This is a genomic window from Rhizobium sp. P1_B8, assembly GCF_056406515.1.
This window is the reverse complement of sequence record NZ_JBFTZZ010000004.1, coordinates 163,489-182,017: the sequence shown is the minus strand read 5'-3', so window position 1 is coordinate 182,017 and position 18,529 is coordinate 163,489. Positions and strand designations below refer to the sequence as shown.

The following is an 18,529-nucleotide window of genomic DNA, read 5'->3' as shown; positions in this document are numbered from 1 at the left end:
TCAGGCAATATGCAGCGAGGCTTGCTCGACGGAAGCCTTGTCATGGACGATCGCCATTAAGGCCCGCGTCATGCCGCCGGGATTGTTGTGTTGAATGACGTTGCGGCCATAGACGATGCCACGGGCGCCCTGCTCCATCAACTGCTTGGTGCGGATCAGGATTTCCTGATCCGAAACGCGCCCGCCGCCGCGCACGAGTACCGGCAGGCCCTGAGCGATCTCGACTACGCGATGATATTCCTCGACATTGTCGCAGGGGTCGGCCTTGATGATATCGGCGCCGAGTTCGGCGGCCTGGCGCACAAGCGGCAGGATCTTGTCGATCGCGCCGTCGACCATGTAGGCGCCCTTGGAATTGTCCCGCATGACAAGCGGCTCGACCATCAGCGGCATGCCGTAGATCTCGCATTCGCGTTTCAAGCTGTTCACATTCCGCACGCAGGCGCGATAGACGTCCGGCTGGTCCGGCAGCATCAAGAGATTGACCACGACACAGGCCGCATCCAATGCAACGCCCTGTTCCACCGCCCTGTCGATCATCTCTGAAAACAGCTGAGACGGTAAGGGATTGCCATAGATGTTGGCGATGTCGGTGCGCAGCACCAGTGCCGGGCGCTGCTTGCCGGGAATAGCCTGCAGAAGGGGTGCCGTCCCCGGCGGCAGCTGAATGGCATCCGGCGCCGCTTCCGCGATCACCTCGATGGCAGTCTTCATGTTCTCGATGCCGGCAAGGAAAGTCCGTTCATTGAACATGCCGTGATCGATAGCAACGTCAAAACAATTTCCAGACACGCCGAAAAGTCGGTTCAACCGCGCGGATTTCATTATGCTCCTCCCAGATATGGCAACGTTTCCACATTCGAATAAACAGAGCAGAATTGCGAGTCAAGAAAATGTGGTAACGTTTCCACATTCGTTGATTTGTCCGTAGCCGGCCTTCCCATGCGGGCGAGGCGCCGCTCGCGCCTCGCCCGCGCAAGCACTACCAGCAGGTGAACCCTGCATCGACGTTGACGATTGATCCGGTCATCAGGCTGGCGCCGCCCGACGCGAGGAAGAGGACGGCGCTTGCAACCTCTTCCGGCGTTCCCATCCTGCCCATCGGCGTGTCGGCGAGCCAGAGCGGAATACGCTCGCGATTGGCTTCGACGGCCACCACCATCGGCGTCTCGATGTAGGTGGGCGCGACAGCATTGACCCTGATGCCGTGGGGCGCCCACTCGGCGGCCAAAGAGCGCGTGAGGTGATGGACTGCTGCCTTGGAGACGTTATAGGCCGTCTGAGGCTGAGGCCGGTTGCAGATATGACCCGACATCGAGCCGAGGTTCACGATGGCGCCGCGTTTCATCGAAATCATGGGACGACCGAAGGCGCGCGAGCACCAGAAGACGCCGTTGAGATTGACGTCCATCATGCGCAGCCAATCCGCGTCGGTGAGCTCTTCCGCCGGGATGCCACTCTGGCCAATTCCGGCATTGTTCACGAGGATCGTTGCCGGCCGGCCGCCATCGGCAAGCTCGGTTGCGATTGCGTCCATTCGGGCCGCGTCTGTGACGTCGCCGACCCGAACTTCGACTTCGTACCCCTTGTCGCGCAGCGCAAGCGCTTGCTCAGCGTCGGCCTCGTTTCGCTCGATGACGACGACGGCGGCGCCCGCCTCCGCCAGCGCCTCAGTGCAGCAGAGCCCGATCGCACGCCCTCCACCTGTGACCACCGCACGTTCGCCGTCGAGGCGAAATTTCTGCTGGTAACTCATGTTCGGCTCCTTCAGATGTCAAAGGCGCTTGGAAGCACCACGATATCACGGATGGTGACGTTGCGCGGCCGGGTCAGCATGAAGATGATCGCGTCGGCGACTTCCTTGGGCTCGATCAGAGCCCCGGCCTCCTTGGCCTTGCGAAGGTTTTCCTCCGGCCAGTCCGCGAGCAAAGCGCTGATCACCGGTCCTGGAGACACCGACCCCACACGAATGCCACTTTTCAGAAGCTGGCGTCGCATCGTCTGGACGAAGCACGTCATCGCCCACTTCGATGACGAATAGACCGGTTCCCATGGAATCGCCGAATGTCCGGCGACCGAGCTGGTGACGACAATGTCGCCAGTGCCACGTTCGATCATGTGCGGAATGACATTTCGAACGTTCTTGATGACGACATTGACGTTGAGATTGAGCATCCGATCGATGGTATCGAGGTCGGTTTCCACCAGGTCGCCACCGATATAGGTCCCTGCATTGGCATGCAGGATGTCGAGCTTGCCGGTCTTCGACAGAATGCCCTCGAGTAATCCCGCACACTCGCCGGGATCCAGCAAGTTGATCTTGAGCGGAATAGCGCGCTCGCCAAGACGGGCGCAAACTCTCTCAAGGGCCTTCTCATCGCGGTCCACCAGCACAACCGTCGCGCCAGCGGCGAGCATTGCCTCCGTCGAAGCAAGTCCTATTCCGGATGCTGCGCCCGTGACCGCCGCAATCTTCCCATTCAATTCGTTCATCGATTTTTCCTCCTGTCTTGATCCTGATTGTCAATTCTTCCCGACGCCGCAGGCGGCGTGATAGTCTGAGAGACTCTTCGTCACTCTCCAGATCAAAACCTGTTCCGGATCGAGCGGCGCATCTGCGAAATCCTGCGCGGCCGGCATATGCTGCCAAAGCAATGGCAGCGGTACGGTTTGCCCTCGAAGGGCCTCGCACAGGCGCCGGACGGCCTCTTGTGCTTCAGCCGACGCCCAATAATAGCGGATGCGGTCAGACAGCGAATAGTGCCGCAGCCAGCGCATCTCGGCGTTTGTCCCGTGGTAGTGACGGCTCCAATTGCCGGACTGATCGAGCATCAGCGCTTCCATTGCGGCATAGAGCGGACGCTGGCCGTAGTCGAACAAGAGGTCCGACGCGATCGCATCCAACGCATAGAGCGCCTCGCGCAGGACGAAGGTCAACTCGGGACCGACTTTCAGAATGGGAAACCCGTCCTCCACCAGTTCGGTCAAGGGCCGGGTCCCCTGATAGTCCGTCGAGTGGGCCTCGAAGACGAATTGCGGCTCGTCGGTCAGCACCGATTTCAGCGCGTCTATCTTGCTGTGATCATAAAGGATGACATTGTGATTGCCGAACTCGACACCCGGCTGAACGACCAGCCCGATGGCCCGTCCAAACGCTTGCCTGAGTCCTGCCTCCGTAAAGATCCGGCGGTGGACTTCGATCGTCTTCAGCGCCGCTGCGGCAGCCGTCGGTTCGATGGTTGTCAGGGCATGATCGGCCCCGCCTGGCGGCGGCACTTCGGTGCCGATGACGTAAACCGGCATTGCGCCGCCGCTCTTCTTCGCCGAGGCCTCGGCGACCGCCGCAAGCCGGGCGGCACGATGCGCCGTGGTTTCGTCGTCGAGCGCCACCGGCTCGCCCTTGCAGCCCATCGAGGCGTCGAGGTGAATCTTGCGGAATCCGGCGTCGACATAGGCGGCAACCATCTTCTCCGCCTCGGCCATGGCCTCTTCCGCCGGGCGGTCGCGCCAAGGATTGGGGCCGAGGTGATCGCCGCCGAGAACGATGAGTTTTTCGGGGCACCCCTCCTCCGCCGCGATCTTCATTACGAGGGACGCGAAGTCGCTTGGCGTCATTCCGGTGTAGCCGCCGAAGTGATTGACCTGATTGCAGGTCGCTTCGATCAGGACGGTGCTTCCCTCTCGCTGCCCGTGTCGGAGTGCGGCTCGAAGCACGATCGGATGGGCGGAGCAGACGGAGGTCACGCCTCTTGGGTGGCCTTCGATCCTCACCTTGGCCAGTTCGTTGAGATGCACCTGCATCACGGGCGCCTTTCCGTTGAAGCGATAAACGCATCGAGTTCTTGCTGAGTGCCGGCACCTTCCATCGGACCGAGGACCGTCACGTTGCGGGCGCCAGCGGCCGAGGCATAGGTAAGCGCTTCCTTCTGAGACATTCCGAGCCGCCGGCAGGTGAGATAGGCACCGCCGAAGCAATCGCCGGCGCCCGTGGGGTCGACCTCCTGAACGACAAATGCCGGAGCGTCGATGCGGTCTCCCTCCCTGCCGAAGTAGGTCGCGCCTTCGGCTCCGCGCTTCAGCACGATCTCCTTGACGCCAATCTCGAACAAGCGGCGGATCGCTTCTGCCTCGCCTTCGACACCTGCGGCACGCTCAAGTTCCTCTCCGGACGGCAGAAGCAGATCGGCGGCGGCGACGAGCATGGAAAACCGGCGCTCGGTGTCCGCGTCTAGCTTCAATTCCTTGCGAATGTTCGGATCCACCGAGAGCGTTCCCCCGCGGGCCTTGACGATGTCGACCGCCTTGTCGATCACCGCGCGCGCACTGGGGACAGACAGAGCCGAACCCATCACATGAAGATGGCCGCTCCGATTGATGAGATCGCCGACCGTTTGAGACCAGCCGAATCGCGCAGCTGCTGATGTGGCGATGTTGTAGACGAAATCCCGGGAGCCATCCTTGCGGTAGCGAACAAACGCGCTTCCTGTGGGATAGTCCGGATCGATCGAGATCGTGGAAACATCGACGCCGTCACGTTTGAGGCGATCGGTATTGACACGACCGAAATCGTCATCGCCGACCGCGCCGACCATGGCGGCCTTGCCGCCCAGGCGGCCGCACTGCGAGATGAAGATCGCCGGCGCCCCGCTCGCGAACGGACCGACGAGCGGCTGGGCTTCGAGAAAACCGTCTCCCACCGTCGTGGCGACGATCTCGACGAGGATCTCCCCTACGCAAACCGTGGGACCAAGCTGGTCCGGAGCCAGTACTGAAGTCATTTGCAATCCTGCTTTCGATCGTTCTTGTCGTCAACTTGTCGCCGATTGGACCGGCGCACCGTCCTCGCTGCCGAACTCCTCGCTCTCCAATGACAGAAAGCGCTGGTGCAACATGCATGCCGCTCCGAAGGCGGAACCGAATTCCGCATCATCGTCCACGACGATCTCAGGCGTGGGGAAAGGTATATTCTGGCCCTCCGACATGTGGACCGCCACGCGGGCGGCCACCATCGGGTAGAGAGACGCCACGGAGCCACCCAGCACGATCCTGTCCGGGTCGAGCAGACGACAGGCCTGCAGCAATGCATATGCGAGATGGCGCGACCAGGTTTCGGCTATATTGACCGCAGCCGGGACACGGTCACGAACGCCGCCGAGGAATTCCTGCAGATCAGCGTGTTTACGTCCGACGGCCTCACGATACTGCCTGATGAGCACCTCGCGACCGATCAGCTGTTCAAACTTCTGACCGCCGCTTCCCGGCACCAGAGTGTGGCCGATTTCTCCGGCCAGACCGTGGCCGCCCCGGAATAGCTTGCCATCGATCATGATGCCGCCGCCGACGCCCGTCTCCATCAGCAGGAACAGGGTCACGCCTGCCGCACCGTGACGATAGCTGTCACCGATCGCAAAGGCATTGGCGTCGTTTTCGACCGCGATCGGCACGGCCGCCGGGAAAGCTGACCGCCCAATCTCCTTCAACGACACGTCTCGCCAGCCGATGATGGGGGCGAGAGTGACAATTCCGTCCGGCCGGATGTGGGCCGGCGCCGAAATGCCCAGACCCTTGCACCGTCCGATCATCCCTTTCGCCATCGCGCCGACAATCAGCTCGACGCCCTGCGACACAGCCTCCTCCACCGTCGAAGATGGTGTGTCGAACGCTATTTTCCGACATGCCCGGACGTCGGCGGAGAGATCGACAACTGCAGCTGATATATGCTCGACGCCAATCTCGATTCCGACGAAGAATGCGGCATCGGGGACCAGTTCGAGCATGATGCCCGGACGGCCGGCACGGGAATGCTCCAGGCGCTGCTTGCCGCTCTCGTCCGACTCCTGAACGAACCCGCCTTCCGTCAGTTCAGCGACGATCTCTCCCGAGGATGAGCGATTCATCCCGAGCTTCCGGGCCAGGTCGGCCCGGCTGAGGCTTCGGTGGGCGTAGATCGTCTGCAAGGCGGCGACGATATTGTTCTGTCGGATCCTGCGCGGCGAACTTCCGATGGAGACGGTGTCGTTCATATTTCAATTCCCTTCAGTCGGCCCAACCCTTACACGACTGGAACAGGCTGTCAGAAGGATAATTAGGGCCGCGCGTTTGTGGCGCGGCGACGCTTGGCCTCGTCATATTTCAGCTCGATATAGCGCTTCGCGTGCGCGGCAAGCGGATCATTATCCTCCCAGGTGTCGCGCCAGATCGCGCAGGCGAGCGACAGGCCTTCGTCGACGACCGTCGTCGAGAAGCTCTCGAACACGACGTCGCGCTTGTAGTCGATGTCGAGCAGGGCGTCGAAGATCAGATCGAAGTTGATGACACCGTCGCCGAGATAGCCGCGATTGCTCTCGCCGATGTGGAAGTAGCCGATCTTGTCGCCGGCCAGACGGATCGCCGCGGCCGGATTGGCTTCCTCGATGTTCATATGGAACGTGTCGAGGTGGAGACGGACATGCTCCGATCCGGTCTCGGCGATGAACTTTAATCCCTGCGCCGCCGTATTCAGCAGGTTCGTCTCGAACCGGTTGACAACCTCCAGCACGAGGTCGACGTTCGCCTGCCTGGCGACTTCGCCGGTCGCGGCGATCGCAGCGACGCTGTTGTCCCAGCCCTTCTTCGTCGGCTGGCGATTGTACTTGGTGTGCGCGGAATAGAGAATCCCGCCGAGCTTGTTGCCGCCGATATCACGGACCGCACGAACGGCGTCGGCCAGTGTCTGCTTGCCAGCGGATACCGCAGACATGTCCTCGCTCGATACGTCCTTGTCGAGCGACAGACCCATCGTCACGCCAATCTCGACGTCAAGCGACTGCGCAAGCTTTGCCAGTCTATCGAGGTTGAACTTCTCGGGGCGCAGATAGGCAAATTCGATAGTGCGATATCCGTGTTCAGCCGTTTTGTTGAGGGCCATCTCCAGCCCTTCCTGCGTTTGGCCGCCTGTCCATACAAATGAATGGATACCCAATCGACGCATAGCCTTTTCCTCCAAAAAATATCTTTGGCTGCGCACAGTGCTATGCCATTTAGTTTGGCAAGACAACAAATAATTTTTGGTGTAATTTTTTTGCTGCTTTGCAAAATTACCTTGCAATGCAATATTTTACGCTTCTCATCACTGCATTTCTCCCGCCGGCGGAAATTAGTTTCTGCAAAAATCAATGAGATAGATCCATGATTTGCATGTTTAGACAACAAATGTTGCGCTGGAAGTTTTTTTGGCCTACACAAAAGACCGGCGAAATGATCTCGCTGCACTTTGGGAGGATTGAAAATGAACTATGCTTTGAAGGCTAGCGCGCTTGCGCTGACGCTCAGCCTCGCTACTGCCGCTTCGCCGGCCTGGGCTGACTTCTGGTCCGACGCCGGAGCCAAATTCAAGGGCGTCACACTGCACGGCGTCACCGAAAGCACCCCGCCATCGAACTACATCAGGAACGTGCTCGCTCCGGAATTCGAAAAGAAGACCGGCATCAAGGTCGACATCGAGACGACATCCTGGGATCAGATGTACGACAAGGCCATCAAGGACATGGAAGCCAAGACCGGCATCTATGACATGGTCTACATCGAGCAGGACATCATCTACTCCTATCTGGCCAGGAATTTCCTCGTCGACATCACGAAGACGCTGAAAGACCAGCCGGATCTGAAGGCGCCGACCTACGACGATGCGAACTTCACCAGCTTTGCCAATTACTTCAAGGACACGAGCGGCGATCTGTTCGGCGTTCCGATGGAAGCCTTCCTGAAGACGTATCTCTATCGCAAGGACCTCTTCGACGATCCGAAGATCAAGGAAGCCTTCAAGAAGGAAACCGGCAAGGACTTGAAGCCGGCGACCACACACGCGGAATACACCGAGATCGCCGACTTCTTCACGAAGTACGGCAAGGACAATGGCATGGAGCTCTGGGGCACGACCGCTCAGGCACATACAGGCCATCCGGCGTCGTGGTATGAATTCTTCGAGTCCATCGTGCCGACTTTCGGCGTCTACAATTGGGGCATCGACGCCAAGAACAACTATGCGGCGACGGTCGAACATGGCGGCGCGATGAACAGCGACAAAGCGAAGGCGGCGTTGAAGTATTGGCTGCACCTGCGCGACATCGCTCCTCCGGAATCGACACAGTCAACCTGGACGGAAACGGCAACGACCTTCGCCGCCGGCCGTGTCGCCCAGGGGCTGATCTACGGTGAGAACGCCGCGTGGATCGCAAGCGATCCAGCGCAGTCGAAGGTGGTCGGCCAGGTCGGATTCGCTCTGCCGCCGCTCGAGCCGGGCGTGCTGGACGACGCGAAAGCCGGTAAGGGCTATATCGGCTATTATGATGGCGGCGCCTTCGGCGTGCCGGTTACGTCCAAGAACAAGGATGCGTCGCTGCTCTTCCTCGAATTCATCGGTCAGAACGAAGTGCAGCCCGATTGGGCTATCGCCGCACCGCGCATCACCAACACGGCGACATTCGATGATCCAAAAGTGAAGGAAATGGACGTCAAGCTCGGCGGCTTCTACACGATGCTGAAGGACGAGGGCAAGCTCTTCGCCGGCGCTCCTCCCTACCCCTTCCACGCTCAGGTGCGTGAAGCGACCGCTCCCATCTTCTACGACATCCTGACCGGCAAGATCGCTCCCGATGAAGGCCTCGACCAGATGGCGGCCAAGGCCGAAGAGGAGCTCACCTCGCTCGGCTATCGCAAATAAAATATCCTCCCCAACTGACGGGTCGTTCCGACGACCCGTCATCTTTCGCTCCCTGATGGAGCGGACGTCCACATAGCGTTCAATGGGGGATAGGCGATGCATTCGCAGAAGCTCGGGTGGCTGTTGTTGTCACCGACCATAGTGATCCTCGGACTGTTCGGGATCTTTCCTTTCATCTACGTCCTCTGGGTCTCTTTCCATTCATGGAACCCGTTCGCGGCCAATCCGGGCATGATCTTCAACTGGGCTGAAAACTATCGGCGGCTCGTCTTCGACCCACAGTTCCTGGCATCGCTTGGCATAACCCTGGCATTCGTCTTCTTCGCGGTCGTGTCGGAGCTGGTCCTCGGCTACATCCTCGCCCAGGCGCTGCTCAAGGACTTTCCCGGAAAAGCGGTGTTTCGCACGATCCACACTCTGCCTCTGATCATGGCGCCGATCATCGTCGGCTCAGTCTGGAAGCTGATGACCACCCCATCCATCGGCATCATTCCCTATCTCCTCAGGAGCTGGTTCGGGTACGATCTGAATATCGGCCAGAGCGCCGTTGCGGCCTTCACTGTCACTGTCATAATGGACATCTGGCACTGGACGCCGCTCGTCACCCTCTCGCTGATCGCCGCACTCGTCTCGCTTCCATCAGACCCGTTCGAGCAGGCGCAGATCGACGGCGCCGGCAAGAGCCAGATCTTCTGGCACATCACGCTCCCCTTGATCCGCCCGGCCATGCTGGCCACTGTGTTCATCAGGCTCATGGACGCGTTGCGCACCGTCGACGAAGTCCTGATGCTGACCGGAGGCGGCCCGGGCTCTTCAACCCGCTACATCGGCGTCCATATCTTCAGGGAAGTCTTTCCCAAGACGAATTACGGCTACGGTTCGGCGATCTCCGTCATCGTTCTCTACCTCACCATCGTCGTCTGCTGGCTGCTCTATGTCGGCTTGATTGCGCCCCGCGTGAAGAGAGGTTGAAGCGATGAAGACCAAAAATCCCTGGCTTCCGGTCCTCCTGTGGACCTTGATAAGCTTTGTGACCCTTTTCCCGATCTACTGGCTCTTCGTCATATCGGTGAAACAGCCCTTCGACCTGTTCTCGACGCCCGATGTCATTCTGCGGAGCTTCTTCTGGAAGAATTACCAGGACGTGCTGACCAATCCGACCTTGCGCGGATACATGCTCAACTCGCTGATCATTTCGTCAGGCAATGCGCTGCTCGTCACCACGCTCGGCTTCCTTGCCTGCTACGCCCTGACGCGCTTCGATCTCGCCGGCAAGGAAAGCATCTTCTTCTGGACGATCACCAACCGCATGGCGCCGCCGGCGGTCTTCCTCCTGCCGCTTTTCCTGCTGCTGACGCAGGTCTACAGGATCGGCGACTTCTCGCTCGCCGATTCCCGGCTGGGCATGATCCTGGTCTACTGCTCCTTCAATCTTCCTTTTGCCATCTGGACGCTACGCCCGACCGTGGAAGGCATTCCGAAGGAATTGGACGAGGCGGCCTATATGGACGGCGCGAGCCCATGGACCGTTCTCTATGACATCATCTTTCCTTTGGCACGGCCCGGACTTGCGGTGACGCTGATCCTGACCTGGGTTTTCGCGTGGAACGAATACCTGCTCGCGGCGACGCTCACCAACTTCAATGCGCGAACTCTGACCACCGGTTTGTCGGAATACGTGACGACGACGGGGACGGCCTGGGGCATCATGGCCGCGATCTCGATGCTGACATTGGTTCCGGCGCTCATCGTCTTTTCGGTGGTGCAGCGTCACATCGTCGCCGGCCTGACCTTCGGTGCCGTGAAAGGATGAAAAGATGACGTCTCAATCAGGAAATAACGAACGCAAGCCGGGGTTTCTGCCGATCGAAACGAACTGGTTCGACCGGCTCTTCATCTCGATCGTGATCTGGGTCGCGCTCTCGCTGTTCTGGATGCGGTTCATCGAGCCGTTCGGGCTTTCGGTATGGTTCGCGGCAGCGATCTCGGCGGTCCTTGGCGCCTACATCGTCTGGAAGGGATGAGCCGATGAATTCCATCAACAACATCAAAGCCGTGCTGCTTTAGGGAGGAACGACATTGGCAAACGTACAGGTTAGCGACGTCACCAAGAGGTATGGCTCTCTTCAGGTCATGCACGGCGTCAGCGTCGACATCGAGGACGGCGAATTCGTCGTGCTCGTCGGTCCATCCGGATGCGGCAAATCCACCCTGCTCCGCATGATCGCCGGTCTTGAGACGGTCAGCAGCGGAGACATCCGGATCGGCGGCCGTGTCGTCACCGACGCTCCTCCAAAGGAGCGTGACATCGCGATGGTGTTTCAGAGCTATGCGCTCTATCCCCACAAGACGGTCGCCGAAAACATGGGCTTTCCACTGAGGATGGCCAAGCGTCCGAAGGCGGAGATCGACGAGAAGGTCGGCAAGGCAGCCGAGATACTCGACCTGACGCGTTATCTCGACCGCTATCCGAAGCAACTGTCGGGCGGACAGCGTCAACGCGTGGCGATGGGTCGTGCCATCGTCCGAGATCCGAAGGTCTTCCTGTTCGACGAGCCGTTGTCGAACCTGGACGCCAAGCTTCGCGTCACCATGCGTGTCGAGATCAAGGAGCTTCACCAGCGGCTGAAGACTACCACCGTCTACGTCACGCACGATCAGATCGAGGCCATGACGATGGCCAACAAGATCGTGGTGATGCGCGACGGCAGGGTCGAGCAGATCGGCAAGCCTCTCGATCTCTACGACTTCCCGGTAAACCTCTTCGTCGCCGGCTTCATCGGCAGCCCATCGATGAACTTCCTTCAGGGCCGCATCGCCACCAGCGACGGCAGGAAGGTCGTCGTCACCGACCAGGGCATCACCCTTCCGATGGCAGACACAAATGCGGATGAAGGAAGAGCCGTTACCTACGGCATCCGACCGGAGCACATCACGATCGGCGATGAAGGCGTTCCGGTGGAGGTATCGGTGTTCGAGCCCACGGGTTCGGAGACATTGATCTTCGGCCGCACGGGAGGCGTGCCGATCGACGCGCTGATCCGCGAGCGCATAGAGGTAGACCCTGGACGGACAATGTACTTCCATATCGATCCCCGGCGTGCACACATCTTCGATCGGGAAACAGGCCAGAGACTGTAGGAGGACGGCCCATGGACTTCAAAGGAAAGACGGTCATCGTTACCGGCGCCGGCAAAGGCATCGGACGCGAAATTGTAAGGATGCTCGCCGAACGGGGAGCGCAAGTCGTCGCCCTGACCCGGAGTGCTGCCGATGTCGAAGCGCTGCAAGGGGAATCCGGCTGCCGGGCTATACAGGTCGATCTTGCGGACGCCGATGCGACCAGAGAGGCTGCCATCGCTGCCCTTCCCGCCGATTTCCTCGTCAACTGCGCCGGCACGACCGAGCTCCAGCCATTCCTGGAGACAACCGTCGAAGCATTCGACCGTCTTGTCGCGGTCAACACGCGTGCTCCGATGATCGTCGCCCAGGAATATGCCCGTTCGCTGATCAAGCAGGGCCGCAAAGGCGCCATCGTCAATGTCTCGTCGGTCGCCTCCTTCGTCGGCCTCGCCGACCACGCTGCCTATTGCGCGTCGAAGGGTGGATTGGATGGCTTGACCCGGGTCATGGCAAAGGAGCTTGCACCGCACGGCATCCGCGCGAACGGAATCCATCCCACGGTGACGCTGACCCCGATGGCGGTGAAGGCATGGAGCGATCCCGAGAAGGCCGCGGGGATGATGAAACGAATTCCCGTCGGTCGCTTCGCCGAGCCAGCAGACATTGCCGAGGTTGTTCTTTTCCTGCTCTCCGACGAGGCTGCGATGGTGAACGGGATATCGATGCCGGTTGACGGCGGCTACATGATCGCCTGAAGTTCAGGACTACCGCGTGGTACGAGCCCGCGATTGCAATACGGGAAGCGGCGACGTTGACCGCCGCACCAACCGGCGCAGCTCATCTTGATCAATAAAATGATCGGTTACGCCGGCCTCTTTATCCGGATGACTGAAGACAAGTCCGTCGGAATCCTCAAGCTTTAGAGCTTGCTCCGTATTCATGATCCCCAGTGCCTGGCGCTCGTACTCGGATTCGAGCGCCGCCTCGACGATGGCTTTTCTCTTGCGCATGTCCATATCCTCCGTTCCACCAATGGGTAACGGACGGGCGGAGTCGCGGTTCCGATCAAGGCATCACGATATGAGACTGGCTGAAACGAGCGTCCGCCGATACACGCCGGTACAGACGACACCGCCTAACTCGGCGAGACGTCGGGCCCACCGGCGGCTCTTTGAATTAAGCGGGCAACCACTTCAGTGCGGTTCTGCGCCTGCAACTTGCGCATTATGTGTTGCAAATGCATCTTCACCGTATGCCCCGATAAATTGAGTTTTCCTGCAATTACCTTATTTGAACAGCCGCATTGCAGCTCTGCGAGGACATCCGCTTCCCGGGGAGTGAAATCAGCAAACGCCAAGTACTGCGTCCTATCATCCAAGCTCTTTTCGGCCTCATTTCGGGCCGGACTATGCTCGCTCGAGCCGTTTGTACCAGCTCCCAATAGCTGCGGGAAAAATGTTCCTCCTGCCAGGACGAGGCGAAGACCGGCAAGGGCAATGTCAATGGGAAGTGAAGTCGAGAAAAGGCCGCGGATGCCCATCTTGAGTGCCTGACGGGCTATGATGGCGTCATCCGTACCTGAGAGCAACGTGACAGGAGCCTCAGGAAAACGTGCAGCAATCGCCGCGAGATCATCCCGCAGGCTGGTGCTCTCAACACCTCCGCCGGCCAGACCTAATACAATCAAACGCACCTCGGATCCAAGAGCTCGATCGAGACTCTCGGTCGAGATCAGATCTATAACGTTCCACCCGGTGAGTTCACGCTCAAGAAGCTTCACCACGGTGGTGCGCGCCAATGTAGAATGCTCAATGATGATCACAGTTGGTGCATTGCGCCCCGTACGGCGCCTAGCTGTAGCAATGTCGGACACTTGCGTGCTCCCCAAGAATATTTGCAACGCAACAGCCATTCATATTATTCCTGTTCTCACTACATGTCATGATAAAAAGTGAGTGTATTTCAGATATCAATAGTCTGATCTCTCATGATAATTCTTATAGTCTATAAGATTTCATCGATAGATAACTGGGCTTGCAGAGAACATTTAAGGGATTGTTCATGATGGCCTTCTGGTTCGACTTGTCGCTGCAGACTTATCAGCCTTCGCCGAATTCACGTACGGCAAGCGGGTCAACAAAGCTTTCAAAGGCACTGTAAATGCAACCGATCTGCGACAGACCCATTTAGGAAAGAGCCATTGGATAGAACGAACTGCCGATCGGCCGGGCGTTGTTTCCATACCTCAATTCAAAGCAGTCGCAGACCCGGCAGCAAAATGACAAACGCGAAAAGAAACAAAAGCCTGAGATCGCTGATTACCCGTTATGATTAGTAAAACGGCGCTCTAATGACGCGTTAATACCAGTTGTTTCGCTCAGGCAGCACTGCGCCGGCACCGCCAGATACCGGACAGAGGCCACGGCCTCTGGCGGCCGAAATCGGCGGCAATGCTGATGAGGTCATGGTGGAAGGTTCAGCATCTCAGTGAGCCCGCCGTTCAGTGCCATGGCGGCCAAGGAGGCGAATGCCGGGCGGCGGAAACAATATGGCTTGAAAGATCGCATGAAGAACGGTTTCGTGCAGTTGAGCCTCCGCGAGGTGGAGCCCATCTGCTAGCTGTGCATGAAGTCCAGAATGTCGTTTACGAGAGCCGAATGGGCGTCCGTGAGGTTGCCCTCTCCGCCGTGGCCGGCGATGCCGGCCAACTGCAGCGCATGCTGGTCATAGAGAACATGATCGATCTGCTGGGCGTCCGCCGTCCCGCCGGCGGGAACGGCAATGTTGATGGGATGGAAATAGCCGAAATTGACATCGACCATGCTGCCGGTTGACGATCCGTCCCCACCGCCGCCACCCGCGTGATTGCCGGTAAAAATCGTATCTGACGACAGGTTAAAGCCACCGCCATTGCCGCCGATGCCTGCGATCTGCACAGCACCCTGATCGAAAATGACATTGTTTGTCTGATGGGCCTCCGCCGAGCCGCCCGCGGCGCCGACGGCGATGTTGATCGGTGAGAAGATGGCGATACTCACGTCGACCATAGTGCCGACGAAATATCCATCGCCGCCATGACCCGCATAAAAGTCGCCGGTCAATGTGAGCGCAGTTCCCGGGCTCATCGACGGGCCATGGCCCGCGACGTTATGGTCTCCGCCCGAGCCGCCCATGCCGCCGATCTGGGTTGCGCCCTGCAGGAACAGGGCGTTGTTCGATTGGTCGGCGTGAGCCTCCGCGCCAGGGCCTGCAGCCACGGCGGTATTGACGGGGGCAAACAGCGCGACTTCGGTGCTGACCAGTCCACCGTAGAAGAGCCCGTTGCCGCCGGTGCCGGCATGATTGACGCCATCGCCGCTGCCGATGGCAACATTGCTGCTTCCACCATTCCCGCCTATCCCAGCCATTTCGGTGGGATGCTGATTGATGAGCGCATCGTTGCCTTGGAAAGCGTCGGCACCCGAATGAGGTCCTGCAATAGCGGCATTGGACGGCATGAAGACGGCCAATGAATTGCTGCTGATCACGCCTTCGCTTATTCCATCGCCACCGCTGCCGGCGGAATTATAGCTTGGACCGGAAGCGACATCCAATGGAAGCCAGGTCGGCATCAGCGCCAGGTGCCCCGCGGCCACGTTGGAGACGAGGTGTTGATCGGTGCCCGCCTTGGGCAAGTCTTCCGATGAGGAACGAGTTTCCGCCATTACCGTCTCCATTCGCGGTCAACCGCACGGCCACCGAGCGTGCGGCGCTCTGCAGCCTGAATTGTTCAGGCATTGTGCATCTGAACGCCGGAAAAGCAGAGCCTGCAATTCGTCTACATCTCATCGGCTAGTACTGTAGCCATTTGGCTGTCATGGCCGCGGCGCCCGTTGCGCGAGTTTGCAAGCACTCAATCCCCGTTTGGGTTAGAGGCCCAACATCTTGCACACTCGTTCTCGCGGCGGATCATGAAAGCGTTTCACCTCCAAGCGGGGTCTCCTGCGCCAAGCGCAGCCTGATCAGAACCCCGGAATGCAGCCGGTTCGCTTGGGTGGCCGTTGCTCCGAAAAACGGCGTCGCTTCGACGAGGTCGCAGACATGATCATGACCATGCCATCCGGCCGCAAATCACTTCGTACTAATCATAAATAACGTTCCGCCGCCTGCAAGTATATATCCGAATGAGCACCACCGAATATCTAGATAGTTCACAGATTAAATCGCATGCATTATTCGATTGCGGTTGTATTGGCTGGCGGTGACATGCTGGATACCCACGCCGTAAAAGTAACGCTGACGAAACGAAGTAGAAGGAGTGACATCAATGCCTATTCCACAGATATCTGACACGATTCAACTCCATAACCCGGATGCCGGTGACGCGAATGCCGGCAACGGCGGTGATGGCCACAACGATGGGAACATCAACTACAACCCGGTTGCATATGTAGACCCCGTGCAAACGGTCTACGGGGCAGATACCCATCTGCACAATGGCGATCACGTTTGGCAGAAGGCAGATTGGGACGCCGGCAGTGGCGGAGACGGTGGCTTTGCTCAGGCCAAGAACGGCTTCCTGGCGAAGGTCACGAACAGCGGCGACGGCGGCGCGGGGGGAGATTCCCACTCCAACGGCAGCCAAGGAAACTCGAGCGGCGGCGACACGGCCTCCGTGCATGCGGCTACGACCGCGACACAATATACGCAGCTCGTGGCCGATCAGCATGCCACCATCCTCGCCGGCGTCGGCGGCAACGGCGGTAATGGGAACAACGCTCTCGGCGGCGACATCTCGTCAGCATTGGTTCACTCGGATCCCGAAACGACGACGGTGAACAATTCTCTCGATCACTTCATAAACGCCTTCGGCCATATCGACGTCGACCATCTCGGCTCATGAACTCAAACTCCGAGGGTCGCCGGTTTCGGCTGGCGACCCTCCTGAATTGCTGAACCAGCACGCAGTCTTTTCTCGTCAGTATCAAATCCAGCGAGAGCTGATAATGACAACGATTTCCATAAAGCCATTGCGCCCGCAGACACAGCTCGTTGTCGCGCTCCGAGCCTGTGCCGGAGCCTTCGGGTTGGTCTTCCTCTATAGCTGCGGCTACAATCTCTTTCTTCTGGCGCCGTCCATCTATCTTCTGCAGATCTATGACAGGGTCCTGTCGAGCAGAAGCGCCGACACGCTCCTGATGCTGACGATGATCATCGCCATCGCCGTGCTGGTCGGGTCCACGCTGGATATCGTGCGCAGGGCAGCTCTTTCGCGCATCGGCAGCTGGCTGGACCACAGGCTGCGGCCCCTGGTGCTGACCGCATCATTCGAATATGCCACTCGCGCCGATACGGGAGCCGCCACGGAGTGCTACAGGGACCTGGCCGCATTACGCCAGTTTCTCGATTCACCGGCCAGCTCGCTTTTTTTTGACGTTCCCTGGGCGCCGGTCTTCCTGCTCCTGCTCTTTCTCGTTCATCCGCTGCTTGGGACCATCGGTCTTCTGAGCGCCGTTGCACTTCTGCTGTTTGCGTTCCTGACGGAACTGGCGACGCGAGAGCCGCTTGCCCACGCCAATCTTGCCCTTTCGATGAGCTATCTCAGATTTGCGACCGCCCTCAAAAACATCGAGGTCATCAGGGCCATGGGCATGCAGGATGGCGCAGCGCAGATCGTCTATCGCGATGCAGAAATGGCCAGAAGGGCGCAGGACATCGCGATGCATCGCACGGAGATCATTATTGGTTTCTCCAAATCGATCCGCACGCTCGCGCAGATCCTCATGATGGGATCGGCGACATGGCTGGTGCTCATAAACAGCGGCAGTCCCGGGATCATCTTCGTTGCGAGCCTGCTGCTCGGGCGCGGGCTTGCACCAATCGAGGGGGCAATAGGTGCATGGCGCTCCTTTACGTTTGCGCGCAATGCGTTCCGTCGCTTGAACAGAATGCTGATAGCAGTTGCATCGGAACGCGACGGCCGAATGGTGCCGATACCGGAACCCAACGGCCTCGTTCTCGATAACGTCAGCTATATCAAGCCATTCGCCGATCGGCCGATATTGACAGGCATCACATTGCGCCTCGCGCCCGGCGATTGCATAGCGCTCATCGGTCCGTCGGGATCAGGGAAATCGACACTGGGTCGCGTCATAGCAGGCGTTGTGCAAGCTACGAGCGGATGTGCTCTTCTCGGCGGGGTAGATATCTCGGCTCTGCGCCTTTGCGGGGGGACTCGCCACGTCGGATATCTGCCGCAAGACATCGAACTTTTCGGAGGAGCGATCAAGGATGTGATCGGCCGGCTGGACGGAGGAGATCCCGGCAAAGCGATCGATGCCGCGAAGCTGGTTGGGTTGCACGACGCGATCATGCGGCTGCCCCAGGGCTACGAGACCGATATCGGTGAAGGTGGAAACCTGCTCCTTCGAGCGCAGCGCCAACAGCTGGGACTGGCACGGGCGGCCTATGGAAATCCGTCTCTGATCGTTCTCGACGATCCGAATTCGAGCCTGGATTATGACGGCGAACGGATGCTGTTTGCGGCAATCGAGCGCATGAAATCCAGGGGGATGACCGTCGTGATCATAACTCACCGGATGGGGATCCTGCCAGTCACCAACAAGATTGCCATCATGCGTAACGGGACTGTGGCTGCCGTCGGCGACAGTGAGCGAATTTATGAAACTTATCTTCAACCACCGTCTCGAACAGGAACGTAGGGAG

Annotated in this window: 18 protein-coding genes; 8 read left to right on the top strand and 10 right to left on the bottom strand. The window is 59.1% G+C overall.

The annotated features are described in order from the left end of the window. The 7 genes from AC1D2N_RS07760 to AC1D2N_RS07730 all read right to left on the bottom strand — a co-directional run bounded on the left by AC1D2N_RS07760 (position 1) and on the right by AC1D2N_RS07730 (position 6,970). On the bottom strand, positions 1-825 hold the full coding sequence (locus AC1D2N_RS07760; RefSeq protein WP_282680704.1) for a class I fructose-bisphosphate aldolase: 825 nt from the start codon (positions 823-825) through the stop codon (positions 1-3). Positions 826-982: 157 nt separating this feature from the next. Then, positions 983-1,756 carry an SDR family NAD(P)-dependent oxidoreductase gene (locus AC1D2N_RS07755; protein ID WP_130651708.1) on the bottom strand — a complete coding sequence of 258 codons (774 nt, stop codon included), beginning with the start codon at positions 1,754-1,756 and terminating at the stop codon, positions 983-985. Between the two features lie 11 nt (positions 1,757-1,767). Next, complete coding sequence (locus tag AC1D2N_RS07750; protein ID WP_130651707.1) at positions 1,768-2,493, bottom strand: SDR family oxidoreductase; 726 nt, start codon at positions 2,491-2,493, stop codon at positions 1,768-1,770. Between the two features lie 30 nt (positions 2,494-2,523). Beyond that, a complete protein-coding gene (locus AC1D2N_RS07745; RefSeq protein ID WP_130653498.1) occupies positions 2,524-3,801 on the bottom strand; it encodes a D-tagatose-bisphosphate aldolase, class II, non-catalytic subunit in 1,278 nt (425 codons plus the stop codon). Continuing rightward, positions 3,801-4,778, bottom strand: coding sequence for a tagatose kinase (locus AC1D2N_RS07740; RefSeq protein ID WP_130651706.1), 978 nt, complete (start codon positions 4,776-4,778; stop codon positions 3,801-3,803). Before AC1D2N_RS07740 ends, AC1D2N_RS07745 begins: the two co-directional genes overlap by 1 nt. 30 nt (positions 4,779-4,808) lie before the next feature. Next, positions 4,809-6,023, bottom strand: coding sequence for an ROK family transcriptional regulator (locus tag AC1D2N_RS07735; RefSeq protein WP_018244745.1), 1,215 nt, complete (start codon positions 6,021-6,023; stop codon positions 4,809-4,811). A gap of 62 nt (positions 6,024-6,085) precedes the next feature. After that, complete coding sequence (locus tag AC1D2N_RS07730) at positions 6,086-6,970, bottom strand: sugar phosphate isomerase/epimerase family protein (RefSeq protein WP_130651705.1); 885 nt, start codon at positions 6,968-6,970, stop codon at positions 6,086-6,088. 297 nt (positions 6,971-7,267) lie between these two features. Between AC1D2N_RS07730 and AC1D2N_RS07725 the strand changes: the two genes are divergently transcribed. The 6 genes from AC1D2N_RS07725 to AC1D2N_RS07700 all read left to right on the top strand — a co-directional run bounded on the left by AC1D2N_RS07725 (position 7,268) and on the right by AC1D2N_RS07700 (position 12,579). Then, positions 7,268-8,701 carry an extracellular solute-binding protein gene (locus tag AC1D2N_RS07725; protein WP_130651704.1) on the top strand — a complete coding sequence of 478 codons (1,434 nt, stop codon included), beginning with the start codon at positions 7,268-7,270 and terminating at the stop codon, positions 8,699-8,701. A 96-nt stretch (positions 8,702-8,797) separates the two neighbouring features. Then, positions 8,798-9,673, top strand: coding sequence for a carbohydrate ABC transporter permease (locus AC1D2N_RS07720; protein WP_017966968.1), 876 nt, complete (start codon positions 8,798-8,800; stop codon positions 9,671-9,673). Positions 9,674-9,677: 4 nt separating this feature from the next. After that, positions 9,678-10,514, top strand: coding sequence for a carbohydrate ABC transporter permease (locus AC1D2N_RS07715; RefSeq protein WP_112905924.1), 837 nt, complete (start codon positions 9,678-9,680; stop codon positions 10,512-10,514). Between the two features lie 4 nt (positions 10,515-10,518). Beyond that, positions 10,519-10,725, top strand: a complete 207-nt coding sequence (locus tag AC1D2N_RS07710) for a DUF2160 family membrane protein (protein ID WP_027686047.1) — start codon at positions 10,519-10,521, stop codon at positions 10,723-10,725. A gap of 55 nt (positions 10,726-10,780) precedes the next feature. After that, entirely contained in the window at positions 10,781-11,842 is a 1,062-nt protein-coding gene (locus AC1D2N_RS07705; RefSeq protein WP_112905923.1) for an ABC transporter ATP-binding protein, read from the top strand. 11 nt (positions 11,843-11,853) lie between these two features. Continuing rightward, positions 11,854-12,579 (top strand): SDR family oxidoreductase, encoded by a 726-nt coding sequence (locus AC1D2N_RS07700; protein WP_112905922.1) that lies wholly within the window; start codon positions 11,854-11,856, stop codon positions 12,577-12,579. Positions 12,580-12,588: 9 nt separating this feature from the next. Here the strand turns inward: AC1D2N_RS07700 and AC1D2N_RS07695 are convergent, their stop codons facing one another. The 3 genes from AC1D2N_RS07695 to AC1D2N_RS07685 all read right to left on the bottom strand — a co-directional run bounded on the left by AC1D2N_RS07695 (position 12,589) and on the right by AC1D2N_RS07685 (position 15,528). Continuing rightward, positions 12,589-12,840, bottom strand: coding sequence for a hypothetical protein (locus AC1D2N_RS07695; RefSeq protein ID WP_018447080.1), 252 nt, complete (start codon positions 12,838-12,840; stop codon positions 12,589-12,591). A gap of 119 nt (positions 12,841-12,959) precedes the next feature. After that, complete coding sequence (locus AC1D2N_RS07690; RefSeq protein ID WP_130653497.1) at positions 12,960-13,724, bottom strand: LuxR family transcriptional regulator; 765 nt, start codon at positions 13,722-13,724, stop codon at positions 12,960-12,962. A gap of 715 nt (positions 13,725-14,439) precedes the next feature. Then, positions 14,440-15,528: a hypothetical protein gene (locus AC1D2N_RS07685; RefSeq protein ID WP_130651703.1), complete on the bottom strand. Its 1,089-nt coding sequence runs from the start codon at positions 15,526-15,528 to the stop codon at positions 14,440-14,442. A gap of 602 nt (positions 15,529-16,130) precedes the next feature. Between AC1D2N_RS07685 and AC1D2N_RS07680 the strand changes: the two genes are divergently transcribed. Together AC1D2N_RS07680 and AC1D2N_RS07675 are read left to right on the top strand one after the other, a co-directional pair. Next, complete coding sequence (locus tag AC1D2N_RS07680) at positions 16,131-16,706, top strand: PE-PGRS family protein (RefSeq protein WP_130651702.1); 576 nt, start codon at positions 16,131-16,133, stop codon at positions 16,704-16,706. Positions 16,707-16,809: 103 nt separating this feature from the next. Further along, positions 16,810-18,525, top strand: coding sequence for a type I secretion system permease/ATPase (locus AC1D2N_RS07675; RefSeq protein WP_028731523.1), 1,716 nt, complete (start codon positions 16,810-16,812; stop codon positions 18,523-18,525). Positions 18,526-18,529 lie beyond the last annotated feature (4 nt).